The sequence below is a fragment of the Nannocystis sp. RBIL2 genome (assembly GCF_026626745.1).
GTDB lineage: Bacteria > Myxococcota_A > Polyangia > Nannocystales > Nannocystaceae > Nannocystis.
In genome coordinates this window covers 1974528-1999635 of sequence record NZ_JAPNJW010000002.1, presented here as the reverse complement: position 1 = coordinate 1999635, position 25108 = coordinate 1974528, and the positions used below count along the sequence as shown (strand labels likewise).

Genomic DNA, 25108 nt, shown 5'->3' with positions numbered 1-25108 from the left:
CAGGTGCACGCTCTGCTAAATTACCGGTTTAGCGAGGCGAGGGACCATGGCACTTCAGATGCGCCAAGACCTGCGGATGAGCACGCAGCTCGTGATGACGCCGCAGCTCCAGCAGGCGATCAAGCTGCTGCAGTTGTCCCGGCCCGAGCTGGTGGACCTGGTCCGCAGCGAGCTGATGGAGAACCCGCTGCTCGAGGAGGCCCACGAGATCGGGACCAGCGCCGAGGAGCCGGTGAGCTCGGTCGAGCTGCAGGACGCGGTTGACGCGCCGCAGCAGGAGCAGGCGGCGGCGGAGCCGGAGCGCAGCGCCCCCGAGGTCAAGGCCGACGAGGTCCCGAAGGAGGGCGCCGACTGGGAGGCCTACGCCGACTCGATGGAGTACATGCCGCCCTCGGCAGCGGGCGCGACGCGCACGAGCAACGACGACGAGGAGGGCCCCTCGATCGAGGCGACCCTGACCCGCGCCGAGACGCTGGCCGAGCACCTGATGTGGCAGGTCCGCCTGTCGAACTTCGACGAGACCGGCGAGGAGGTCGCCGAGTACATCGTGCGCTGCCTGTCGCCCGCGGGTTACCTGCAAGAGAGCGCCCCGCAGATCGCGCGCAAGCTCGGCGTGTCGACGCTGAAGGTCGAGACCCTGGTGCGGAAGATCCAGCAGCTCGACCCGGTGGCGATCGGCTCGCGTAACCTCGCCGAGTGCCTGTGGGTGCAGGCCAACCACCCCGAGCACCCGGTCGAGGATCCGCTGGTGCGGGCGATCATCGCCAAGCACCTGCACAACCTCGAGATCCGCAATTATCAAGCCGTCGCAAGGGACACCGGCGAGGCGCTCGAGGAGGTCTACGAGGCCACCAAGGTCATCATGGGCATGGACCCGCGGCCGGCGCGGGCCTACGGCGTCGAGACGCCGCAGTACATCACGCCCGACGTCTACATCATCAAGGTGGGCGAAGAGTTCGTGGTCACGCTGAACGACGACGGCCTGCCGCGGCTGCGGATCAGCGGCCTCTACAAGGAGGCCGTGGGGGAGCACCCCAAGGCGAAGGAGTACATCCACGAGCGCATGCGCTCGGCGCAGTGGCTCATCCGCTCGATCCAGCAGCGCCAGCGCACGATCGTCAAGGTCACGCGCAGCATCCTCAAGTTCCAGCGCGAGTTCTTCGAGCGCGGCCCCCAGCACCTGCGGCCGCTGATCCTCAAGGATGTCGCCGAGGACATCGAGATGCACGAGTCGACGGTCTCGCGGGTCACGACCAACAAATACGTCCACACCCCGCAGGGAATCTTCGAGCTCAAGTATTTCTTCAACGCCGGCATCAGCCGTACGACCGGCGACGACCTCGCCAGCGAGGCCGTCAAGGAGCGCATCAAGAAGCTCATCGACCTCGAGGACGAGGCTCATCCGTACAGTGATCAGCGGCTCGTCGAGCTCTTGCAGGAGGAAGGCATCGACATCGCCCGGCGGACGGTCGCCAAGTACCGCGAGCAACTCGGCGTGCTCTCCAGCGCGAAACGCCGTAAGCTCTTTTAAGCCCGATTTGCCTGGCCTTTCCTGGCCTTGCGGTCAGACAATCAGAAGAAGCCGGCCACGGCCGGAGCCAAACCCACCAAGAAGGTGCCCGATCGATGCAGACTCACTTCGTTTTCCGCCAGATGGAGTCTTCAACCGCCCTGCGCGGCTACGCCGAGGAGCGCCTCGAGAAGATCAAGCGCTACTTCGCCGAACCGTTGCGGGTGAGCTGCACGTTCACCGTCGACAAGGTGATGCACATCGCCGCTTTCGACGTCACCCTGCGCAACGGCCTGCAGCTGCACGCGCAGGAGTCGACCGAGAACATGTACTCCTCGGTCGACATGGCGCTGGCCAAGATGGAGCGGCAGGTCCGGCGCTACAAGGCGCGGATCAAGCACCACAAGGGCAGTGAGGGCCGCTCGGCCAAGGTCCGCCTCGGGGTCATCGCCGCCGAGAGCATGGTCGACCAGATCGTCGAGGAGGAGGACGCCGCCGCCGAGGCCGCCGCGACCGTCGCCGCCCTCGCCACCAACGGCAACGGCCACGCCAAGCCCGAGTCGCGCCCCGTCGTCATCCGCCAGACCGAGGTCACGACCGAGCGCATGACCGTCGAGGGCGCCATCATGCAGATGAACCTGCTGCACAAGCAGTTCTACGTGTTCACCAACGCCGGGTCCGGCGAGATCAACGTCGTCTACGTGCGCGAAGACGGCAACTACGGCCTCATCGAGCCCAACGGGAGCGAGGCCGAGGCCGCCGCCGCCACGTGACCGGCCGCGCGGCGCGCCCCGGCGGGCTCTCGCGCCCGCCGGGCGGCCCCTGCTAGACTGCGCCCATCATGCGCAGAGACGCCTCGATCGAGGTCGGCAAATTCCTCGATGCCGCCGCCGAACCGCTCCAGCTGACCTTGCTGTCCGACTGGGGCGAGCTCGACCGCAAGATCACGAGCATGCGGATCCAGAAGCCCGGCCTCGCGCTGTCCGGCTTCGTCAAGCACGTCTTCCCCGACCGGATCCAGGTGCTCGGCCTCACCGAGATCGACTACCTGCTCAGCTGCTCGCCGGAGCAGGCGAGGGCGGGCCTCGAGGCGTTCTGCAGCAAGCCGCTGTGTTGCCTGGCGATCTCCCGCGGCCTCGACCCGCCGGACTTCCTGATGGACGTCGCCCGCCGTCACGGCGTGCCGGTGCTGCGCAGCCCGCTCATGAGCTCGGTCTTCATCTCGCGCCTGACGCGGAAGCTCGAGGATCTGCTGTCGCCGCGCGCCACCATCCACGGCGTGCTGATCGACGTGCTCGGCGTCGGCCTGCTGCTGATCGGCCGCAGCGGCGTCGGCAAGAGCGAGGCGGCGCTCGACCTGATCCTCAAGGGCCACCGCCTGGTCGCCGACGACATCGTCGAGGTCTCGGTGCGGCCGCCCGACACGGTGTGGGGCGCGGCCCTCGAGATGCATCAGCACCACATGGAGATCCGCGGCCTCGGGATCCTCAACATCACGCACCTGTTCGGCGTCGCCGCGGTCCGCGACAACAAGAAGATCGAGGTCGTCGTCGAGCTCAGCGAGGCGCAGGAGGAGGACTACGACCGCCTCGGCACCGAGCCGCAGGTGTGGCCGATCCTCGGCGTGGATGTCCCGTTGGCCAGGATCCCGCTGCGACCCGGGCGCAACATCGCCTCGCTGATCGAGGTCGTCGCCCGCAACCAGGTGCTGAAGTTCCGCGGTCACGACTCGGCGCGCGAGTTCCAGGAGAAGATCAACGCCCGGATCGCCGCCAGCGCTCGCGGTGCCAACATCCGCTCGCCCGGCCCCGACGTCCCGGTCCCGACCCCGCGAGCCAGCTCGGGCGCGGTGCCTTCCCCCGAGGTCGAGTAGCCGTGGAGCTGCTCGTCGTCACGGGCATGAGCGGGGCGGGCAAGTCGACCGCCCTCGCGGCGCTGGCCGACATCGGCTTCTACTGCGTCGACAACATCCCCGTGCTGCTCTTGCCGCAGCTCGTCGACGTCCTGGCGGCCGAGGAGGCCCCGCGGCGGATCGCCGTCGGCATCGACGCGCGCGAGGTCGGCCACCTCGGCGCCTTCGCCAGCGTCCACCTGCAGCTCGTGCAGGCCGGGCACCGCGTCGAGATCTTGTTCCTCGACGCCCCCGACGACGTGCTCGTGCGTCGCTTCGCCGAGACCCGCCGGCGCCACCCGCTCGGCGAGCTGCCCGACGCGATCACCGACGAGCGCGCGGGCCTGCGCTCGCTGCGGACGCGCACCACCGCCACCATCGACACCGGCGGCCTGCGGGCGCGCGAGCTCCGGCAGATGATCCGCGACCGCTACAGCGCGGCCTCGGTGCTCCACCTCGTGCTCACCTCGTTCGGCTTCAAGACCGGCCTGCCGAGCTTCGCCGACCTCGTGTTCGACGTCCGCTTCCTCGCCAACCCGTACGACGTGGCCGAGCTGCGCCCGCGCACCGGCCTCGACGCCGAGGTCGCCGCCTTCGTGCTCGGCCAGACCGACGCCGCGGTGCTGCTCGACCACCTCGAGGGCCTGCTCCGCTTCGTCGTCCCGCGCAGCGTGCGCGAAGGGCGCTCGTACCTCACCGTTGCGCTCGGCTGTACGGGCGGGCAGCATCGTTCCGTGGCCTTGACGGAAGCCCTCGCGCAACGGCTGTCCGTAGGCGAACCGCTGTCGCGGCCGCCGCCGCAGCTCATCATCCGCCACCGCGACCTCCCGGAAGCGGCGGCCAAGGAGACGGTTCATGCCTGAGCAGGTGGGTATCGTCCTCGTGGGACATGGTCGCAGTGCCAGCGCCCTGTTGGAGGCCGCGCGCGGGGTGTGCGGCGAGACGGGGCTCTCCGAAGTGATCGCGGTCGACGCCGGCCGCGGCGAGACCGACGACCTCAAGACACGCCTCAAGGCCGCGCTCGCGGCCGCCGACCGCGGCCGTGGCGTCTTGATGATCGCCGACGCCTACGGCGCCAGCCCGTGCTCGTGCGGGATCCGCGAGGCCACGGCGCCGCCGGTGGTGCTCAGCGGGCTCAGCTTCAACGTCCTGCTCAAGCTCGCCAGCCTCGATCGCGCCACCCTGTCCCCCGAGGAGCTCGCGCGCACCTGCGCCGACTCCGCCAGGCGGGCCCTGGCCGTCCACGTCCCGTCGCCCGCCAAGGAGAGCACCGCATGAGCAAGCAGATGCAGGGTGAGTTCGAGATCGTCAACAAGCTCGGGCTCCACGCCAGGGCCGCGAGCAAGCTGGTGAACCTCGCCAACAAGTTCAAGTCCGACGTCTGGATCGCGCGCGAGGGCACGGAGGTCAACGCCAAGAGCATCCTCGGCGTGCTCATGCTCGCCTGCGGTCAAGGGAGCCGTGTCATGCTTCGCGTCGAGGGTGCCGACGCCACGCCGGCCTTCGACGCGCTGAGCAAGCTGATCAAGAGCGGATTCGGAGAGCTGTGAACGACGGAGCGGAGAGCGCCGCCTTCTCGGGCCTGTTTCGCCAGACCGACCTCGGCTTGCGCCGCGAGATGGACGGCGCTGCCGCCAGCCCCGGCGTCGGCATCGGCCCGGCCTACGTGGTCGACCGCCGGCGCGTCCACGTCCTCCACACCCACATCGACCGCGACCGGGTCGAGTCCGAGATCGAGCGCCTTCACGAGGCCCTGCGCGCGTGTCGGCAGCAGATCGAGGTCGTCAAGAGCAAGCTGCCGCACGGCGAGCACCGCCAGATCTTGAAGGCGCAGCAGATGATCCTGCGCGACCCGGATCTGATCCAGCGCACCGAAACGCTGATCCGCGAGGAGCTCGCCAACGCCGAGTGGGCGCTCACCACCGTCACCGACCAGATCCTCGAGGTCCTCGGCCACGCCGACGACAACTACATCCGCGAGCGCGGCAGCGACCTCACCTACTTGATCGAGAACGTGCTGCAGGCGCTGCTCGGCGAGCACGGCGACGAGATCGACCCGCCGGCCGGATCGGTGGTGGTGGCTCAGGACCTCAGCCCCGCCGACACTGCGCGGATGCACCGCTGCCAGGTCGCGGGGCTCGTGACTGGCGTCGGCGGCAAGACCTCCCACAGTGCCATCATGGCGCGCTCGCTGCAGATCCCCGCGGTCGTCGGCGTCGACGACGTGCTGGCGGCGGTCGACGCCGGCGACCTCATCGTCGTCGACGCGGTGCGGGGGCGCATCATCGTCCGGCCGACGCCGGAGGAGGTCGCCCACTTCCACGCCGAGCGCGAGCGCCACCTCGCCTTCGAGCAGAAGATCCGCAAGGAGCACGCCTTTCCGGCCGTCTCCCTCGACGGCCTGCACGTGCGCGTGCGCGCCAACATCGCCATCTCGGAGGAGCTCGACCTCGCCTTGCGCCACGGCGCCGAGGGCGTCGGCCTCTACCGCAGCGAGTACATGTTCATGAACCGCGACACCCTCCCGAGCGAGGAGGAGCACTACCGCATGGCGAAGCACGTCCTGCGGCGCTGCGCCCCCTACACGGTGGTGTTCCGCACCTTCGACCTCGGCGCCGACAAGCCGACCAAGCTCCTCGAGATGGAGGACGAGCGCAACCCGGCGATGGGCATGCGGTCGCTGCGGCTCGCCCTGCGCGAGCGCGACATGTTCCTCGCCCAGCTGCGCGGCTTCCTGCGCGCCGGCGTGCACGGCCCGCTGGCGATCATGCTGCCGCTGGTCGGCGGCGTCGACGAGCTCGGCGCCGGCCTCGACGCGATCGAGGAGGCGCGCGATCAGCTGGCCACCGCCGGGGTCGCGCACGCCGACGACATCGACATCGGCGTCATGATCGAGACGCCCGCCGCGGCCCTCACCGCCGAGCACTTCGCCCGCCGCGTCGACTTCCTCAGCATCGGCACCAACGACCTCATTCAGTACACTCTGGCGATCGACCGCGAGAACGAGGCCGTCTCGTACCTCTACCAGCCGATGCACCCCGCGATCCTCCGCCTCATCAAGGAGGTCGCCGAGGCCGGCGCGCGCAACCACGTGCCGGTCAGCCTGTGCGGCGAGATGGCCGCCGATCCGCGCTACACCTGGGTCTTGCTCGGCCTCGGCGTCGCCGAGCTGTCGATGCACCCGAGCGCGATCCCCGTCATCAAGCACATCATCCGCTCGTCGAAGACCGACGACATGAAGGAGCTCGCCGAGCGCGTGCTCAAGGTCGACTCCGCCAGCGAGGCCGACGAGCTGGTGCTGGCGACCATGCGCGCGCGCTTCCCCGAGCACCTCCGCCACGGCTGCAGCGAAGGGGAGGGCGGGCCGTGAAGGCCCCGGGCTATCAGCCCGTCGTGCCCGATCGCTCGCGGCTGGTGTCGCTCGACTTCGGCCGCCTCTACCTCCGCGACATCGGTCCCGCCGCGCCGGACGGCGAGCCGCCGCTGCTGCTGATCCACGGCCTGATGGTCTACGGCTACGCCTTCCGGGCGCTGGTCCCCGAGCTCGCGCCGACGCGTCGCCTGCTGATCCCCGACCTCCCCGGCGCCGGCGACAGCGATCGCCCGCCGCCGGTGCACTGCGCCGGCTACAGCCCGACCTGGCTCGCGCGCGTCTTGCTGGCGCTGCTCGACGACCTCGGCCTGCAGCAGGTCGACGTGCTCGGCCACAGCTGGGGCGGCGCGATCGCGGTGTGTCTCGCCGACGCCGCCCCCGAGCGGGTGCGCCGCCTGCTGCTCGTCGACGCCACCTGCTTCGCCATGCCGCTGCCGCTCGAGGGCAAGCTCGCCCTGGTCCCCGGCCTCGGCCCGTATGTCTTCAAGAACCTGTACCGAAGGCCAGCTCTGGCGCACTACCTGGCGCGCGCGCTGGCCGACCCGACCCGGCTCGGCGAGGACGACCTCGACCTCTACTGGGATCGGCTCGCGCGCACCGGCGGGCGCGAGGCGGCCTATGCGATGTTGACCCAGCTCGCCAACGACGAGCGCATGGCCGGCATGTTGCCGCGGCTCAAGGCCCTGACGTGTGACACGCTCGTCATCTGGGGCGAGCGCGACGCCATCGTCCCGCGCGAGCACGCCTCGCGCCTGCGCGACGCCATCAGCGGCGCCGCCCTCCGGTGGGTCGACGGCTGCGGCCACGCCGTCGCCGAGGAGCGGCCTGCGGCGCTGACGGCGCTGGTCCGTGAGCACCTCGGCGCGACGGCCTGATACCATTCGAGGGTGTCTGCATCACGCCCCGGCCGCGCGCGGTGGTTCGCGTTGGGGTGCCTGTTGCTGCTCACGCTGGTCGCTACGGTCGCGGAGGCGGGCACCCGCGATCAGCGGTGGCGCACCCTGCAGACCGAGCACTTCGTCATTCACTACTACCAGGGCAACGAGGTCGCGGCGGAGCGGGCCGCGGCGACGATGGAGCGGGCCCACTCGCGCCTCGCCCCCGACCTCGGCCACAGCCCGTACCTGCGCACGCAGGTGATCCTCACCGACGACACCGACTCGGCCAACGGTAGCGCCTCGGTCGTCCCGTACGCGCACATCAACGGCAACGTCACCGCGCCCGAGTCGATGTCGGTGCTCGAGAGCTACGACGACTGGCTCGACGTCCTGCTCACCCACGAGTACACGCACATCGTCCACATCGACACCATCCACGGCGTCCCGCGCCTCGTCAACGCGCTGCTCGGCTTCGGCGTGCTCGGCAAGGTGTGGCCGCCCAACGGCGCCCAGCCGCGGTGGTTCATCGAGGGCCTGGCGACCTACGAGGAGTCGCGCCTGTCGTCGCAGGGTCGCCACCGCTCGGCCCAGTTCGACACCATGATGCGCATGCACGTGCTCGAGCACGGCTTCCAGCCGATCGACCGCGTGTCCTCGCCCGGCACGATCTTCCCCAACGTCACCACGGTCTATCTCTACGGCCTCCACCTCGTCGATTACATCGGCACGCACTACGGCCACGACAAGCTGCGCGAGCTCAGCCACACCTACGGTGGTCAGGCAGTGCCGTACGGGATCCACCGCGCCGTCTCGCGGGTCCTCGGCGTCAGCTTCGAGCAGCTGTGGAAGGAGTTCGAGCTCGACATCACCCGCCGTTTCGAGGCCCAGGCGCGGGCGATCCGCGGCCGGGGCATCCGAGAGGGCCGGCGCCTCACCTTCACGGTCGCCTCCGAGGCCAGCAACGCGTTCACGCGCCGGCCCTTCTGGTCGGCCGACGACCGCATGATCTATTTCTACGACGACGACGGCCACTCGAACCCGGGCATCCGCCGGATCTCGAGCCGCGGCGGTCGGCTCCGCGAGGGCGTCGGCGTCGGCCGTCAGGGCCAGAGCACCGACATCGAGCGGATCGTCGAGGTCCAGGGCGCGACCACCGGCTCGTTCCTACCTGGCGGAAAGGACATGGTCTTCGAGCAATGGTCGCTCCACGACCTGCGCTACGCGTGGAACGACCTCTACCTGTGGCACGGCGAGCACGGGGCGCCGAACGCCCGCCAGGGCCCCGCGGACACCGAGCAGCTGACCTTCGGCCTGCGCGCCCGCGACGCCCAGGTCGCGCCCGACGGCCGCACCGTCGTGTTCGTGCGCAACGACGCCGCCCAGTCGCGCCTCGCCTTCCTCGATCTGCACACCCGCGAGGTCACCGAGGTCGCGCCGACAGAGCGCATGCAGCAGGTCTACACCCCGCGCTGGTCGCCCGACGGCCGCAAGGTCGCCTACTCGATGCACCGCGCCGGCGGCTACCGCGACCTCTACGTCTACGACCGCGAGGCCGGCACGCACACGCGGCTGACCGCCGACCGCTGGCTCGACATCACCCCCGCGTACTCGCCCGACGGCCGCTGGCTGCTGTTCTCGTCCGACCGCGACCACGTGATCAACGTCTACGCGATCGACCTCGCCACCGGTCGCACGCACCAGGTCACCAACGTCCTCGGCGCCGCCTTCGACGCCGTCGTCAGCCACGACGGCACGCGGATCGCCTACATCGGCGCGAGCTCGACCGGATATGACCTTTGGGTCATGAAGTTCGACCCGAGCTCGTTCCTCGAGCCGCTGCCCGTGGTCGACGACCTGCCGGTGGCCGACGAGCCGAACCCGCCACTGCCCGAGGATCGCGGGCGGCCCGCCAGCGCCCGCAGCACCCGCTACAAGCCGATCCGCACCATGTACCCGCGGGCCATCGCCCCGGCCTCGCTCGACTTCGGCGGCGCGGGGCAGGGCCTCGAGCTCGGGGCCAAGCTCGAGATCGCCGACGTGGTCGGCTACCACCGCCTCACCGGCGTGTTCCGCCAGTTCGTCGATCACCAGCAGCCGACCGGCTCGGTCGAGTACACCTTCGCCCGCCTGGTGCCGACCTTCCGCCTCGCCTTCCGCCGCGACTTCCGGATCCACGACAGCAGCCAGCGCTACAGCTACGACAACATCTCGGCCGACGGCAGCTTCCAGCCGTACGCGCAGAAGGGCTACCGCGAGCGCCAGACGTCGGTGCGCGCCGGCATCGACGTGCCGATCGTGCGCCACGCGATCCACAACGCCAGCGCCAGCCTCGACTACGTGTTCACCCGCTTCCGCGACCTCGACCGCGACCGCGAGCGGCTCGACCCCAACGCCCCCGCGAGCACGCCGCCGGCCGCCGGCGACCTCGGCCGCGTCGACCTCGAGCTGCGCTACAACAACCTCCGCAGCGTCCGCTACGGCTACGGCGACGAGACCGGGCGGGCCGCGAGCGTGCGCCTGTCGGTGGTCGATCCGCACCTGGGCGGGCAGTACGGCGACATCCAGATCGGCGCCGCTTACACCGAGCGGATCCGGATGCCCTGGCGCGGCCACCAGGTGCTGGCGCTGCGGATCGGCGGCGGCGCCTCTGCGGGCGGCCTCGGCCGACTCGGCGGCTTCCGCCTCGGCGGCCTGCGCGACCAGCCCGACGTCATCCAGTCGTTCCTCCGCCGCGAGGCCTTCGGCGAGGCCGGCTACCTGCGCGGCTTCGCCTGGCGCTCGCTGCCCGGCGACTACTACGCGGTGCTCAACAGCGAGTACCGGATCCCGCTCGTCGACATCGAGCGCGGCATGAGCTCGCTGCCGCTGTATCTGCGCCGCCTGACGACGATCCCGTTCGCCGACGTCGGCGTGGCCTGGACCGAGCGCCTGAGCCGCGAGGCGCTGCGCTGGAGCCTCGGCATGTCGCTCGTGTTCAGCTTCCGCATCGGCTACCGCGACACCATCGACCTGTTCTTCACCTACGCCCACGGCTTCGCCGAGCGCGGCGACGTCAACTACTTCCGGGCGCTGATCGCCCGCAGCTTCTGAGCGGGAGAACTTCCGAAGCCCGACTGCGCAAATTGGGCAGGCAGAGTCTTGGAGTCACCTTGCCCTGAGCAATGGAAAGTCGAGCTTGTTCCCAAGTAAGAGGTGCGACAGAATAGGCTTCTTCGAGGATGACTATGGGTCGAGCGTGGTTGAAACAGTGGACGGATACCGCAGACATCGTCTCCCGGCGCTCCAAAGCTGATGTGCAAGCATCAGGTCGTGGAAACGCAACTCTGGCCCAGCTAAAGCGATTCATTGCTGTAGAGGGCGGGGGAGAGTGGACGCTGCTCGAAGTCGAGGACCACTACATCTTAGTCAAGGCACACTCACCAACGATAACGGCGCATCTGGGTCATCCCGTGCTCAGGTGAGCTCGAGAAGTCGAAAGGCCATGCTCCGAAGAGCATGGCCTTTTGAGCATGTCCGAAAGCTCAGGGTCGCAGGGAGGTCCCGGTCGGGTCGTCGAGCACGCTCGGCAGCTGCGGCCCGCTCGCGGCCTCGGGCTCGCGGCGGGTGGGCGTGTGCGCCAGCGGGCGCGGCGCCTCGACCGGCTCCTCGACAGTCTTGACCGGCGCGGGCGCGGGCGCCTCGACCGGCGCCGCCGGCTCGACCGGCGTCGCCGCGATCATCGGCGCGGGCGCGGGCGCAGGCGCGGCCTCCATCTTCTTCTGCACCTGGAAGCGCAGCGGCTGGCTGGGGACGGGCAGGGGCGCCATCGGATCGCCGCGGCCCTTCCAGCGGGCCAGCGCCGCCATCACCCGCTCGTCGCGGCGCTGCGCCAGCTCGCCCTGCGGCGTGCCGTCGGGTCCGCCGAGCAGCTCGCCGACGATCAGCTCCGTCACCAGATCGGCCGGGTCGTCGGCCGCGTGGTCGAGCACGCGGCCCTCGTAGCGCGGGCGGTCGCGGTCGATCGCCGCGGAAGCAGTGGCTCCGCGGATCGCGGCCACCGGGTCGCGCAGCCCGGCCTCGATCGAGTCGGCGTGGCCCCGGCGCACGCGCAGGCCGGCGATCACCGCCCGCACCCGCCCGTCGATGCCGGTGTCCATGGCCAGCGAGCGCAGCAGGTTGTCGTAGGCCTGCGGATCGGCGGCCGCCAGGCGCGAGCGGGCCTGCAGCGCGTAGTCGCCGAGCGGGCGGAACACCAGATCTTCGCCGTGCTCGACCGCCACGCTGCGGTCGCGGATCGCCGCCTCCACCTCGCGGCCGTCGAGCTTGACCAGGGTGCAAGCGCCGGCCGGGGTGGTCGCCAGCCAGGTCCACACGTGCGCCCGCAGGGTCGGCGAGTCGGCCCGCAGCAGCGTGGCGATCGCGGCCGGGCTCGCGCCCGAGAGCGCCTTGTCGATGCGCACCAGCTCGCGCTCGGTCAGCAGATCGACCGCCTGCGCCTGGGCCACCGCCTCGAGCGGGCGCCGCGGCAGGCCTGCCAGGCGGATCGCCTCGTCGGCCCGCAGCGAGCCCTCGCGCGCCACCTGCCGCGGCTCGGGCTCGGCCTCGTCGGCGGCGGTCTCGAAGAAGTACGCCATGTCCGCCCACGAGAACTCGCGCAGGCTCGCCCGCGTGCGGTCGAACTGCAGCGCCGGCGCGGCGCCCAAACCTGCCGCGCAGCTGCTGGCCGCCGTCGGCCGCGGACCGGTCGCCGTCGCCATCACCTCGTCCTCGTCCTGGCTGGCCTTTCGACGCTGTTTCTTCGGACCGGTCTTTTTCACCATGTCGGAAGAGTCAGCTACCTGCGTCGTCGCCGGGGCCTCGTCGACCTCCGGCTCTCGCGCCGCCGGCGCGGGGATCGGCTCGCGTGTGACCACGGCCGGGGTCTGGCGACCGGACGGCGCCGCGTCGATCTTCTTGCTGCTGCGGTCGGCCTCGCTCGACGTGCCGCGGGCCTCCGCACGGGGCTCCGGCCGGCTCGTGCCGCGGGCCGCGGTCGCCTCGCCCGGGCGGTTCGTCGCGGGAGCAGCCGACGAGCGGGTCGCCCCGCGCGTCGCGGTCGCGGCGGGCTGGCTCGGCTCCACGGGAGTCGGGCGGGCGGCGTTCGTGGCAGTCCGGTTGGCCCCGCGGGCCGGCTTGCGCCGGTACAGCTCGCGCACCGCCGCCGCGTCGCGGCCGTCAATCACGTCGGCGCGCTTGCTCGCCGGTCCGCTTCCGTCGACCGCGTCGGTCCGGCGTGACTGCGTCGTCACATGGGGCCGGGCCGGGGTCGTCGTGCCCGATCGCACATGCGTCGCCGTCTGCGAGCTGCCTGGCCTTTTCGCCATGTCCTGACGGCCAGACGCGGCCGGGGCGGTCGGCTTCGCCGCCGTCGCGGCCGGTCGGGCCGGCGCCGGGCTCGTCGCCGCCGGCCGGGCCGGGGTCGCCGTCTGGCGCCCGGCGGCGGCCGTCGCGGGCCTCTGTGTGGATCCGCGCGTCGCCGTCGTGGCAGTGCTGGCGGAGGCCGGTGGCGCGATCAGGGCCGCGAGCAGGGCGGCGCAGATGAACAGCGACGGACGGGCGGACATTGGCGGACCCTACGAGTCCGGGCGGCGGAGGGCAAAAAAAGGGCTGGCTGCCGCGACAACCGCCGCGGTGCGCGCCGCGCGACGCTGGCGTACAATCGCGCCGCTGATCATGCACATGCCTGCGCTCGATCCAGACCGCACCTCTGTCCGTAAGGAGAGCCGCCATGGCTGAGGCGGTCGACCGATTCGGGCTCGTCGGCACCCTCGTCGCCGACAAGTACTTCATCGAGCGTGTGGTCGGGGAGGGCGGCTTCGGCATCGTCTACCGGGCCAACCACCGGATCTGGGACGAGCCCGTGGCGGTCAAGTGCTTCACGGCGCTGTCGAACGCCCCGGTCGAGATGCGCGAGGAGCTGCTCGAGGCGTTCGTCCGCGAGGGCAAGCTGCTGACCGCGCTGTCGAGCCGGACCACCGGCATCGTCCAGGCGCGGGACATCGGCACGCTCACCACCCCCGGCGGCGTGTGGCTGCCGTACATGGTGCTCGAGTGGCTCGACGGCCGCCCGCTCGAGTCGTGGATCGGCCACGACGACGGCAAGCCGCGCTCGCAGGAGCGCAGCGCCCTCGAGACCTTCAACCTCATGGACGGCTGCGCCCGCGCCCTCGCGCTGGCCCACGGCCGCGGCGTCGCCCACCGCGACATCAAGCCGGCCAACTTCTTCGTCCTCGGCGACACGCTCGCGCCCGGCGTCGTCATCAAGGTCCTCGACTTCGGCATCGCCAAGGTCATGCAGAGCCAGGCCCGCACCGCGATGCAGGCCACCGGCACGCAGATCTCGAGCTTCACCCCGACCTACGGCGCGCCCGAGCAGTTCGACCGCAGCTACGGCGCCACCGGGCCGTGGACCGACGTCTATCAAATGGCGCTCGTGCTGGTCGAGATCATGCGCGGCGGCCTGCCGGCCCTCGAGGGCGAGCAGTTCATCCAGTTCGCGTTCGCGACCCAGAACACCCAGCGGCGCCCGACCCCGCGGACCTTCGGCATCACCATCAGCGACGCCGTCGAGGCCGTGTTCCAGAAGGCGCTGGCGGTCAAGGTCGTCGACCGCTACCCCAACATGGGCGAGTTCTGGACCGGCCTCGCCGCCGCGCTCGAGCTCAAGGAGTACCCGGCGATCCAGGCCGGCGAGACCACCCTCGGTCAAACCGTCGTGCCCGACGGCCAGGGCGGCGGGCTCAAGACGCGCCGCTCCGGCGAGCTGCTGGCGCAGCAGCCGGTCCTCACGATGTCGGCGCCGCCGACCCCCGCTTCGCCGCCGGTTCCGGCCACCGTCGTCACCCCGCCCGCGCCCACGGTCAAGCCGATGGCAGTCGGCGCGATCGCGGCGATCGTCGGCGCCCTCGTGGCCGTCGGCGTCGCCGTGTTCGTCGCTACCCGCGGCGGCGGCGAGGCCGAGAAGCCGCCGGAGCAGCCGCCGCCCGTCGAGGCCAAGGTGGTCGAGCCGCCCAAGCCCGAGGTCAAGGTCGAGCCGCCCAAGCCGCCGACCTCGTGCCCCGACGGCATGGCCTTCGTCACCGGCAAGAACTTCTTCATGGGCACCGAGTCGGAGAAGCCGGTGCTGGCGCTGGCCCGGCCGCTGCACAAGGTCGAGATCCGGCCGTTCTGCATCGACATCTACGAGGTCACGACCGAGAAGTACGAGGCCTGCTCGGACAAGGGCGAGTGCAAGCGGGCCTACCGCGACGCCTTCTGGCCGCAGGGCGCGAGCAAGCGGGCCGACTGGGACAAGGCCAAGGCCGCCTACACGACGCTGTGCAACGCCGGCAACGAGGAGCGCAAGCAGCACCCGATCAACTGCGTCACCTGGGCCCAGGCCGACGAGTACTGCCGCGTCCACGGCGGGCGCCTGCCGAGCGAGGCCGAGTTCGAGTTCGCCGCCCGCGGCTCCGACGGCCGCGTGTTCCCGTGGGGCGACGGCGCCCCGAGCCCCGAGCACCTCAACGCCTGCGGCACCGAGTGCGTGGCGTGGCGCAAGCAGAAGGGCCTGCCGCCGGTCGAGCCGATGTACGCCGCCGACGACAAGTTCGTCGGCACCGCGCCGGTCGGCAGCTTCCCCGGCGGCAAGACCGAGAACGGCCTGTTCGACCTCGTCGGCAACGTGTTCGAGTGGACCGCCGACCGCTTCGAGCGCTACCCGACCGCCGAGGGCGAGCCGGCCCCGCCGATGCCCGGCAACAACCGGGTGATCCGCGGCGGCGCCTTCAACAGCTCCGAGCCCGAGCACACCGACCCGGCGCTGCGCTTCCCCAACGACGCCGACGCGCACACCCACGGCATCGGCTTCCGCTGCGCCGCCGACCCGCGCTGACGGCCGCCCCCAGATGTCCCGCGGGACAGGTCACTGCAACCTGTCCCACGGGCCATGTCGCACGGCCGAGTCCGCTCGCATGACCTGTCCCCGGGGACATGTCTTCCGGCCCGCGTGCGCAGGCGCAGGTCCGCGGATCCGCCTGCGGCCGCCGCGGGCGCCGGGACCGGGTCGACCCGCCGCTCGCTTGTGGTAGAACCCGCAGCGTGAGCACAAACGCGCGTCCTCAAGGCGGCCCTGGCAGCGTCTTCCTCATCGACGGCAACAACTTCATCTTCCGCGCCTTCCATGCCATGCCGAGCCTGAGCGCGCCCGGAGGCGTGCCGATCAACGCCGTGCACGGGTTCGTCCGCATGATCCAGGCCATGCGGAAGGAGTTCCAGCCCGAGGTCTTCATCGCAGTGTTCGACCACAGCGAGAAGAGCTTCCGCACCGAGCTGTACCCGGCCTACAAGGCGCACCGCCCGCCGATGCCCGAGGATCTGGTGCCGCAGATCCCGCTGGTCCGCCAGGCGACTGCCGCGCTGGGCCTGCCGGTGATCGAGGTCCCCGGGGTCGAGGCCGACGACATCATCGGCTGCTACGCCCAAGCCGCGCAGAAGGCCGGGCGCTCGGTCGTCATCCTGTCGACCGACAAGGACCTCATGCAGCTCATCGACGCCGGCGGCGGCGACCGCAAGCCGATCCTCATGTGGGACTCGATGAAGTCGAAGCTGATCGGCCCGGCCGAGGTCGTCGAGAAGTGGGGCGTGCCGCCGACCAAGCTCGTCGACCTGCTGGCGCTCACCGGCGACAGCTCCGACAACGTCCCCGGCGTGCCCGGCATCGGCCCCAAGACGGCCGCGCAGCTGCTGGAAGAGTTCGGCGATCTCGAGGGCCTGCTGAACGGCGCCGCCAGCATCAAGCAGGTCAAGCGGCGCGAGGCCCTGCAGGAGCACGCCGCCAACGCGCGCCTCAGCCGGCAGCTCGTGCAGCTGCGCTGCGACGTCCCGCTGCCGCGCCCGCTCGACGAGCTCGCCGACCACGGCAGCGATCAGGAGACGCTCGAGGCGTTCTTCGGCCCGCTCGGGTTCAAGAGCCTGCTCGGCCTCAGGAGCAAGGCCATCGAGACCAAGCCGCCCGAGGGCCCGCTCGAGCTGCGGCCCGGCGCCCCGCTGACCCTCGACAAGTCGCGCTACCGCGCTCTCGGCAGCGAGGCCGAGCTGGTCGCCTACGTCGACGAGACCCTAGCGAAGAGCAGCAGCCTCGCGCTGCAGATCGTCGTCGACATCGCCGACTCGATGCGCGCCGCGCTGGTCGGCGTGGCCCTGGCGCCCGGCGGCGAGGGGGCTCCGGCCCCGGCTTACATCCCGGTCGCGCACGAGGGCGACGCCTTGCTGGTTAAACATGTCCCGAAGGACATCATCAGCGCCCAGCTGCGCCGGCTGACCACCGGCGGCCTGCCGCTGGTCGCCCAGGGGTCCAAGTTCCAGGCCATCGTCCTGCGCCGCCACGGCGTCGAGCTCGGGCCGCTGGTGATGGACCCCAAGCTCGCCTCGTACACCCTCGACCCCGCGCGCGCGTCCCACAACCTCACCGAGCTGGCCAAGGACCTGTTCGCCTACACCGCCGGCGTCCAGGAGGACGTGCTCGGCAAGGGCAAGAAGGCCGTCACCTTCACCCGCGCCCCGGTCGACCGCACCACGATCTACGCCTGCGAGCGCGCCGAGCTGGCCTTGAAGACAAGTGCCCACCTGCGTCCGCAGCTCGAGGAGTCGAGCGCCCTGCGCTCGCTGTTCGACGAGCTGGAGATGCCGCTGGTGCGCGTGCTGCAGCGCATCGAGGAGACGGGCGTGCGCGTCGACGCCGGCGTCCTGGCCAAGCAAGGCGAGGTCATGGGCGCCGACATCGCTAAACTACGGGTCCAGATCGCCGAGCACGCCGGCTACGACCTCAACCCCGACTCGCCCACGCAGCTGCAGAAGCTGCTGTTCGAGGACCTCGGCCTCGAGGCCGGGCGCAAGACCAAGACCGGCTTCTCCACCGACGCCGCGGTGCTCGAGGAGCTCGCCGCCTATCACCCGGTGGTCGGCCTCATCCTCGAGTACCGCGGCCTCACCAAGCTCAAGGGCACCTACCTCGACTCGCTGCCGCAGGAGATCAACCCGGTCACCGGGCGCCTGCACACCAACTTCCGCCAGGCAGTGGCCCAGACCGGGCGCCTGTCGAGCAAGGACCCCAACCTGCAGAACATCCCGATCCGCAGCGAGGTCGGCCGGCAGATCCGCGAGGCCTTCGTCGCCGGGTCGGGCAAGGAGCTGGTCGCGCTCGACTACTCGCAGATCGAGCTGCGGATCCTGGCCCACCTCTCGGGCGACAAGAACCTCGTGTCGTCGTTCCGCGACGGCGTCGACGTCCACCGGCGCACCGCGGCCGAGGTGTTCGGCGTCGCCGAGCAGGACGTCACCGGCGATCAGCGGCGGATCGCCAAGGCCGTCAACTTCGGCGTCATCTACGGCCAGTCGGCGTTCGGTCTCGCGCGCCAGCTCGGCATCCCGCGCGGCAAGGCCGGCAGCTACATCAAGGTCTACTTCGAGAAGATCCCCGGCGTGTCGCGCTACATGGAGGAGCTCATCGACCTCGCCAGCGCGCGCGGCTACGCCGAGACCATCTTCGGCCGCAGGCGCCGGATCCCCGAGCTCGCGCGCAAGGGGGCCGCGCGCTCCTACGGCGAGCGGATCGCCCGCAACACGCCGATCCAGGGCAGCGCCGCCGACGTCATGAAGCGGGCCATGATCGCCGTCGACGCGGCGCTGGCCGACAAGCCGTGGGCGCAGATGCTGCTGACCGTCCACGACGAGCTCATCTTCGAGTGCGAGGCCGGCCGCGTCGACGAGCTCATCGCCCTCGCGCGGCCCCTGATGGAGGGCGCCGCGGGCGACAAGCTCCAGGTGCCTCTGCAAGTAGAGTCGGGGCACGGCCCGAGCTGGGCTGCGTGCAAGGGCTGAGGCGCGTCAGGCCGCAGCCATGTGGGCTGCGGCCTCCACCGTGGCGATGAAGCCGTCGGGGTCGTGGAGCGAGAGGTACAGCTCGCGACATCGCCAGGGGAACGGCGCGCGAACGCGCTGGGGCCGGTTGAAGTGGATGCAGACCACCCCTTCGAGCGAGCCGATGAGGCCGACGCGACCGCGGGCGCCGATCCTCAGACCGAGGCCGCTCCACCACGGCCAGGTCGAGCGGCTCACGTGCTCGACCTGCTCGAGCGCGAAGCTGCCGTGGAACAACACTCCGAACTCCACCTCGACGTGTCCGCCCCCCACATGCACCGCCGCTCGTTCCCCCGAGGCCCGGAGCGGAAACAGCAGGGGTCGGAGCAGGGGCGTGATCCGGATGGGGAAGTCCATGGCCAGGGTCAACCATAGCACTCGGCGTGCGAACCCGGCCGCGCGAGTGATACCGTCGATCGCATGAACCCCACGCCCTCGCAGGCGGCGGCCCTGCTGCGCGCCGCGCCGATCCCGGCCGCGCTCCGCGAGATCGCCCAGATCCTCCACGACGCCGGACACGAGGCCGTGCTGGTCGGCGGCGCCGTCCGCGACGTGCTCCTCGGCCGGCTCCACGGCGACTGGGACCTCGCCAGCAGCGCCACGCCCGAAGAGGTCCAGGCGCTGTTCAAGAAGACGATCCCGACCGGCGTCGCCCACGGCACGGTGACCGTCGTCCATGGCCGCGGCGACAACAGGGTCCACGCCGAGGTCACGACCTTCCGGGGCGAGGGCCGCTACGAGGACGGGCGTCGGCCGACCGAGGTCCGATTCCTCCGCGAGCTCCGCGAGGACCTCGCGCGCCGCGACTTCACCATCAACGCGTTCGCGTGGAACCCCATCCGCGAGATCTTCACCGACTGCTTCGACGGCCTCGGCGACCTCGGCCGTGGGCTCATCCGGGCCGTCGGCGACCCGGCCCAGCGCTTCCAGGAGGACGGCCTCCGGGCCATGCGCGCGGTCCGGTTGTGTGCTGTCCTCGAGTACAGGCTCGACCTCGACACCGCGGCGGCCATCGGCGGCGCGCTCGACGTCCTCGACAAGGTCAGCCGCGAGCGCGTCCACGTCGAGCTGTTCAAACTGCTGTCAGCGGCGCGGCCGATCCTCGGCCTCCTGCCGATGGCCGAGACCGGCATCTGGTCGCGCGTCCTCGTCCCGCTCGAGCGCGAGGTCCTGTCCGCCGCGATCGAGCACGTCGACCGCATGCCGCGCGACCCGGTGATCCGCCTGGCACGGCTGCTGTGGCCGGTGCGCGCCGACAAGGCCTTGATCGAGAGGGTGATCGACAACCTGCGCCCGAGCCGGGACGAGCGCGCGCGGGTCCTCGCGCTCACCAGCCCCGCGCTCGAGCCGCTGGGGCACTCGCACGACCCCCTGCAGATCCGCCGGATCCTCGCCAAGCTGGGCCGCAAGTACGCCGCCGACGCGGCCGCCCTGCACGCCAGCGAGTGGGCCCAGGCGGTCACGATCGAGGAGGCCATCCGCGGCGCGCCGCTGGCGATCGGCGAGCTGGCGATCGGCGGCGACGACCTGGTCCGCGAGGGCCTGGCCACCCCGGGCCCGAAGCTCGGCAAGACGCTGGCCGACTTGCTCGACTGGGTGCTCGAGGAGCCGCGCCGCAACACCGCGGAGCAGCTGCTGGCGCACCTGCGCGGTTGAGCGTTCAGGGCAGAGAATCGGGCATCTGTCCCGTAGGACAGATGAAGCGCCTTCATGAGTGCGCTTCCTCTGTCTCTTCGGACATGTTCGCCGTGCGGAGCGACGCGAGACTTGCGGGTGCGGACGGCATGCCGCGCTGCCCACGATGATCGGACATGCCTGCACGAGGTTGATGCATGCCGGTCGGCAGCGCTGCCCGCGAGGTCGGACAGCGCGAGGCCGATGTATGCCGCTTGGCGGCGCTGCCCGCGGGGTCGGACAGTGCGTGCGCGAGGGGGATGCATGTCGGTTCGGGACGCCGCTCGCGAGACCTGACATGCGCGAGGACGGAGCATGTGGACTCGCGGCGCCGCGCGCGGGCGACTGGCGCGACTCGCTCGCCGGGGGTACGCTGGTGGCATGCGCGGTGTCCGGGCGGTCGCCTGTGGGCTCGTGGTGGCGCTGGGCGCCGGTTCCGTCGCCGCCAAGCCGGCCGAGGGCCCGGTCAGCGAGAGCGTCCTGTGGAGCGACAACCTGACCGGCTACGCCGACCAGCGTGGGGCCGAGGGGGACCACGCCGGCGCGGCAGACTTCTACTTCCGCGCCCACGACCGCCTCACCGGCAGCGCCGCGCCGCAGCGGCTCCTCGGCAGCGCCCACGTGCCGCTGGAGAAGGGCGTCAACGCGGCCGCAGTCGCCCAGGCCCTCGATCGGCAGCGCACCGACCTTCTGTGCGCCGCCGACCTCCGCGTGGTCCGGCACGCGCGCCTGCTCGAGTCCGCCGACGTGCTCACGCCCGCGGCCGTCGCCGTGCTGCGCGGGGCCAGGTCCCGCATCGACGCTCGCCTGCGCGAAGCCGGGGCGGTCTGCACCAATCCGACCGCCGCGGTGCCGGCCTCCGTGGCGCTCAGCACTGTCGTCACCTATCCCGAAGGACATGTCCTCAGCGACCGGATCCTCGAGCCCGGCGCGCTGGCCCGCGCCGCCCCGCAGGACAGCCCGTACGTACCCGCCATCCCGCCGCGCTCGGGCAAGCGCGGCAAGCTGTGGACCAACCTCGGCGTTGCGTTGATGGCCGGCGGCCTGCTGGTGGTCGGCCTCGGCGTCGGAATGGCCGGGCGCGAGCGCGACGCCTCGGCCGCGCTCAGCATCGTCACCGGCGCCACTGCCTTCACCGTCGGCATGCCGATGCTCATCATCGGCGACAAACGCCGCCGCGCCGCCGCCCTCGCGCTCGGCGGCCGCGGCCTCTCCGTGGCTTTTTAAAAAGCGCATGTCCTCTGGGACATGAAGAAATGCGCATGCCCGATCGGTCATGTCTCCGGGGACATGTTGCTGTTACGCCCGCGGTGCGGCGCTCACACGAACGGCGAGCGGTACGGCGGTCGCTTGGGCGTGTTGAGCCCGAGCTCGGCGTAGCTGGCGCGCAGGTAGACCGCATCGACCGTGGCGACGTCGGCGGGCGCCTCGCGCAGGGCCGCGCGGGCGGCGGCGGCCCACAATCCGGGCCCGTCGGCGCCGGGGACTGCGAGCGAGCGCGCGCCCAGCTCGGCCGGCAGGGCGGAGGCGACCGCGGCCACCCCGGGACCGATCGCGCGGGCCTCGGCGACGAACTCGGCCGGCAGATGGGCCAGGACCTGCTCCAAGGGACAGCAGCGATCGTCGGCCAGGCGCTCGGGTCCGTCGTCGCCGAGGCGGAACGGCGCGGCGTAGACGTCGCCGCGACGGGCGTCGAGCAGGGCCAGCACCGGCCCGCGCACGTGTTCGGCGCCAGCGACGATCGCCAGGGTGCTGAGGCCGAACAGCGGGCAGTCGAGGCCGAGCGCCAGGCCCTTGGCGGTGGCGAGGGCGACGCGGCTGCCGGTGAACATCCCGGGCCCGAGGCCGCAGGCGATCGCCCCGAGCTCGCGCGGCGCGACGCCGGCCGCTGCCAGCAGCGCCGAGATCCGCGTGGTCAGCTCGGCCGAGGCCGGGCGCCCGCGATCGTCGTGCGTCGCCTCCGCCACCGGCTGCGTCGTACCGGTCGCGCGATCGATGCGGCCGATCGCTAGGGCGGTCCGCGGCGTCGAGGTGTCGAGCGCGAGGAGCCAGGTCGCCATCAGTCCATCCAGAAGCGGGTGATGTCGTTGCGCAGGGCGATCAGCAGCAGCACGAGGATGATCACCAGGCCGATCGCGCTGGCGACCTCGCGCGCGCGCTGGCCCAGCGGCCTGCGGCGCAGCGCCTCGAGCGTGAAGAACATCAGGTGCCCGCCGTCGAGGATCGGGATCGGCAGCAGGTTGACGAAGCCGAGGTTGATGCTGAGCAGCGCCATCAGCAGCAGGAACTGGCCGGGGCCTTGCTCGGCCGCGGTGCCGGCGACGTTGAAGATCCCGACCACCGAGCTGAGCTCGTCGACGCCGCGCTCGAGCGTCACCATCTGCCGCAGGCTCGTCCACATCATGCCGAGCATCGACAGCGTCTCGTCGACGGCCGAGCGCACGGCGTAGGTCACTCGCCCGCGGATCGGCTCGGGCGGCGGCACCTCGCGCTTGGCGTACGGCTCGGCCCCGAAGAACAGGTAGCTGCGCTCTTGCTTGTAGATCCCGCGGTGGGTGCGGATCTCCTGCTCCACGCGGACCGTGCGCGGCGCATCGCCGGGCGACTGCACCCGCAGGTCGATCGGCTTGGTGCCCTGGCGGTCGAGCATCACCGCGACCGTCTCCCAGCGCGTCACGGGCCGATCGTCGACCGCGAGCACGCGATCGCCCGGGGCGATCCCCGCCTTGGCCGCCGGCGAACCGGACGCGACCGTGCGGACGAACGTGTTGGCCGGCAACAGCCCCGTGCTCGCGCCGCCCTCGTGACGCGGGAGCAGGCGGGCGTGGTGCGACGCGTACCACCAATACGTGCCTAGCTCGCCGCGCACCGGCACCGCGCGCAGATACGTCAGGCGCAGCAGCGCCGTGCCCTGGCGCGTCAGCTCGCGCTCGAGGTCCTCGACCGTCTCGATCGGCTCGCCGTTGATCGAGGTGATGATGTCGCCGGTCTGCAGGCCTTGCTCGTGGGCCGGCGAGTGGGTGTCGACGATGCCGATCTGCGGCGCGTAGACCCACGGGAACACGCCCAGCATGCCGCGCGCCTCGGGCTCGTCGACGGCGTTCTTGACCACGCTGCGGCGCGGCGTGACGAAGCGGTCGAAGCGGACCCCGTCGCGCTCGATCTGCAGCTTGACCTCGCGGTCGGGCGCCGCCCGCACGTGGTCCTGCATCTCGCCCCACGAGTGGATGTCGGTGCCGTCGATGGCGACGATGCGGTCGCCGGAGTGCAGCTCGCTGGTGGCGGCGGCCGAGTCGTCGAGCACGGTGCCGATCACCGGCGGCGCGATCACCGTGTGCCCGAGGTAGAACGTGAAGTAGAGCAGCAGCGGCAGCAGCAGGTTGAACAGCGGTCCGGCGCCGAGGACCAGGTAGCGGGCCCACAGCGGTCGGTTCCGCAGAGCTCGGTGCGCCTCGTGCGGGGCGAGTGGTTCGTCGGGGGACTGGCCGAGCAGCGTCACGTAGCCGCCGAGCGGGATCGGAGCGATCCGGTACTCGGTCTCGCCGAGCTGGATCCGCGCCAGCGCCGGACCGAAGCCGAGCGAGAAGCGCACCACCTTGACGTCGACCAGCTTGGCGGCCAGCAGGTGGCCGAGCTCATGCACAAAGATCAGCGGGCCGATCAGGAGGATGAACGCCAGGAATTGCGTCATCGACCGCCTCCGCGGCGTCTCTCGCGGGTACTGGCGCGGTCGCGCCCGGCTGCCTCCGTCCTGGACATGGCTGACTGTGGATACTCGACCCGGGGCCTCTGGCCGAGCGCAGGATGAGTGACGCGCCTCACAGGTCGTGCGGGGGCGCTGGGGTCGCACGGACCCGGCCGTTTTCGCCACCTCGAATCAATTCAGCGCCGTACACTCGCGGAGCGCAGACTCCCCGTTCCTGCGGGCCCGAGCCCGCCTGAATCCCTGCGCCGAGGGCGTCGTCACAGGCGCCAGTTCTGACCTCCAGAGGATTTTCATGCTTCGCACGTCCGTCATCCTGGTCGCGAGCTTCGGGCTGCTCGCTGGTTGTGCCTCTTCTTCGGCGAACGCGCCGCAATCGAACTCTCCCGACGCCGGCAAGGTGGACTACGACGTCGGCACGCCCAGCAACGGCGGTGGCAGCAGCACCCCGGCCGACGGCGACGGCGACGGCGGCAGCGAGCCCGCGATCAAGGGCCGCGACTCCACCACCACGCGCGGCGCTTCGGTCGGTCCCAAGGTCGTCAAGCGGATCGCGGCGAGCAAGCCGCCGAAGGCCGAAGAGCCCGAGACCCCCGCGCCGGCCAAGCCCAAGCCGGGCCGCGCGGTCAGCCCGAACGGCCTCCTCGCCGAGGCCTTCACCATCCCGGCGGCCACCGAGAAGCTGCCCGACTTCGCCGGCCTGACGGTCAAGAAGGCGTTCATCGCCAACGGCCTCGACGCCGCCGCCACCGCGCCGATCGCCGGCCTGCCGAAGACCGTCACGGCCCCGATCGCGCTGCGCTTCACCGGCTCGGTCAACGTCATCACCGCCGGCGAGTACAAGCTGTGCGCCAAGAGCGACGACGGCAGCCAGCTCTACATCGAGGACACGCTGATCGTCGACAACGACGGCGTGAAGACCGAGGCCTCCGAGGCCTGCGAGCTCGTCAGCCTCGACCCCGGCGAGTACAAGCTCGAGCTGCGCACGTTCCACACCAGCGCCCCGATCGTCGTCGGCCTGGCGTGGGCCGAGGGCAAGGACGGCACCCCGGCCGCCATCCCGCTCAAGAACCTGTACAAGCCCGAGGGCGCCGACGCCCGCGCCAAGGCCGGCAAGTAAGCTGGCACTTCGAGCAGGTCCTCGGCGACATGTCCGCGAGGA

18 protein-coding genes are annotated in these 25108 nt (G+C 71.2%); 14 read left to right on the top strand and 4 right to left on the bottom strand.

All coding sequences use genetic code 11. From position 1 onward, the window contains the following. Positions 1-46: 46 nt before the first annotated feature. From rpoN to OV090_RS33010, 9 genes are all read left to right on the top strand, one after another. Positions 47-1531 (top strand): RNA polymerase factor sigma-54, encoded by a 1485-nt coding sequence (gene rpoN / locus OV090_RS33050; RefSeq protein ID WP_267708660.1) that lies wholly within the window; start codon positions 47-49, stop codon positions 1529-1531. A 95-nt stretch (positions 1532-1626) separates the two neighbouring features. Beyond that, entirely contained in the window at positions 1627-2283 is a 657-nt protein-coding gene (gene raiA / locus OV090_RS33045) for a ribosome-associated translation inhibitor RaiA (protein ID WP_267708659.1), read from the top strand. Between the two features lie 68 nt (positions 2284-2351). Beyond that, positions 2352-3383: an HPr(Ser) kinase/phosphatase gene (gene hprK, locus OV090_RS33040; RefSeq protein ID WP_267708658.1), complete on the top strand. Its 1032-nt coding sequence runs from the start codon at positions 2352-2354 to the stop codon at positions 3381-3383. A gap of 2 nt (positions 3384-3385) precedes the next feature. Then, the gene (gene rapZ, locus OV090_RS33035) at positions 3386-4264 is read left to right on the top strand and encodes an RNase adapter RapZ (protein ID WP_267708657.1); all 879 of its coding nucleotides are present in this window, start codon (positions 3386-3388) and stop codon (positions 4262-4264) included. Continuing rightward, a complete protein-coding gene (locus OV090_RS33030) occupies positions 4257-4679 on the top strand; it encodes a hypothetical protein (RefSeq protein WP_267708656.1) in 423 nt (140 codons plus the stop codon). The genes rapZ and OV090_RS33030 overlap by 8 nt, the downstream gene beginning before the upstream one ends. Further along, complete coding sequence (locus OV090_RS33025) at positions 4676-4951, top strand: HPr family phosphocarrier protein (RefSeq protein ID WP_267708655.1); 276 nt, start codon at positions 4676-4678, stop codon at positions 4949-4951. Before OV090_RS33030 ends, OV090_RS33025 begins: the two co-directional genes overlap by 4 nt. Next, positions 4948-6771, top strand: a complete 1824-nt coding sequence (gene ptsP, locus OV090_RS33020) for a phosphoenolpyruvate--protein phosphotransferase (RefSeq protein ID WP_267708654.1) — start codon at positions 4948-4950, stop codon at positions 6769-6771. The genes OV090_RS33025 and ptsP overlap by 4 nt, the downstream gene beginning before the upstream one ends. Before the next feature lie 23 nt (positions 6772-6794). Next, positions 6795-7649 (top strand): alpha/beta fold hydrolase, encoded by an 855-nt coding sequence (locus tag OV090_RS33015; RefSeq protein WP_267708653.1) that lies wholly within the window; start codon positions 6795-6797, stop codon positions 7647-7649. 12 nt (positions 7650-7661) lie between these two features. Beyond that, on the top strand, positions 7662-10742 hold the full coding sequence (locus OV090_RS33010; protein WP_267708652.1) for a hypothetical protein: 3081 nt from the start codon (positions 7662-7664) through the stop codon (positions 10740-10742). A 431-nt stretch (positions 10743-11173) separates the two neighbouring features. On the opposite strand, the gene OV090_RS33005 is transcribed toward OV090_RS33010, so the two are convergent. After that, positions 11174-12853 carry a hypothetical protein gene (locus OV090_RS33005; RefSeq protein ID WP_267708651.1) on the bottom strand — a complete coding sequence of 560 codons (1680 nt, stop codon included), beginning with the start codon at positions 12851-12853 and terminating at the stop codon, positions 11174-11176. Between the two features lie 545 nt (positions 12854-13398). Here OV090_RS33005 and OV090_RS33000 point away from each other — a divergent pair. Then, positions 13399-15543 carry a bifunctional serine/threonine-protein kinase/formylglycine-generating enzyme family protein gene (locus OV090_RS33000; protein WP_267708650.1) on the top strand — a complete coding sequence of 715 codons (2145 nt, stop codon included), beginning with the start codon at positions 13399-13401 and terminating at the stop codon, positions 15541-15543. Positions 15544-15749: 206 nt separating this feature from the next. Further along, positions 15750-18530: a DNA polymerase I gene (gene polA / locus OV090_RS32995; protein ID WP_267708649.1), complete on the top strand. Its 2781-nt coding sequence runs from the start codon at positions 15750-15752 to the stop codon at positions 18528-18530. A 6-nt stretch (positions 18531-18536) separates the two neighbouring features. On the opposite strand, the gene OV090_RS32990 is transcribed toward polA, so the two are convergent. Then, positions 18537-18926 (bottom strand): hypothetical protein, encoded by a 390-nt coding sequence (locus OV090_RS32990; RefSeq protein WP_267708648.1) that lies wholly within the window; start codon positions 18924-18926, stop codon positions 18537-18539. 63 nt (positions 18927-18989) lie between these two features. Between OV090_RS32990 and OV090_RS32985 the strand changes: the two genes are divergently transcribed. Continuing rightward, on the top strand, positions 18990-20225 hold the full coding sequence (locus OV090_RS32985) for a tRNA cytidylyltransferase (protein ID WP_267708647.1): 1236 nt from the start codon (positions 18990-18992) through the stop codon (positions 20223-20225). 399 nt (positions 20226-20624) lie between these two features. Further along, positions 20625-21470 (top strand): hypothetical protein, encoded by an 846-nt coding sequence (locus OV090_RS32980; RefSeq protein ID WP_267708646.1) that lies wholly within the window; start codon positions 20625-20627, stop codon positions 21468-21470. A 92-nt stretch (positions 21471-21562) separates the two neighbouring features. Here OV090_RS32980 and tsaB read toward each other — a convergent pair whose 3' ends face one another. Both tsaB and rseP read right to left on the bottom strand, forming a co-directional pair. Then, the gene (tsaB, locus tag OV090_RS32975) at positions 21563-22303 is read right to left on the bottom strand and encodes a tRNA (adenosine(37)-N6)-threonylcarbamoyltransferase complex dimerization subunit type 1 TsaB (protein WP_267708645.1); all 741 of its coding nucleotides are present in this window, start codon (positions 22301-22303) and stop codon (positions 21563-21565) included. Beyond that, a complete protein-coding gene (gene rseP / locus OV090_RS32970; RefSeq protein ID WP_267708644.1) occupies positions 22303-23934 on the bottom strand; it encodes an RIP metalloprotease RseP in 1632 nt (543 codons plus the stop codon). The genes tsaB and rseP overlap by 1 nt, the downstream gene beginning before the upstream one ends. Positions 23935-24241: 307 nt before the next feature. On the opposite strand from rseP, the gene OV090_RS32965 reads away from it, so the two are divergent. After that, entirely contained in the window at positions 24242-25066 is an 825-nt protein-coding gene (locus OV090_RS32965) for a PA14 domain-containing protein (protein WP_267708643.1), read from the top strand. Positions 25067-25108 lie beyond the last annotated feature (42 nt).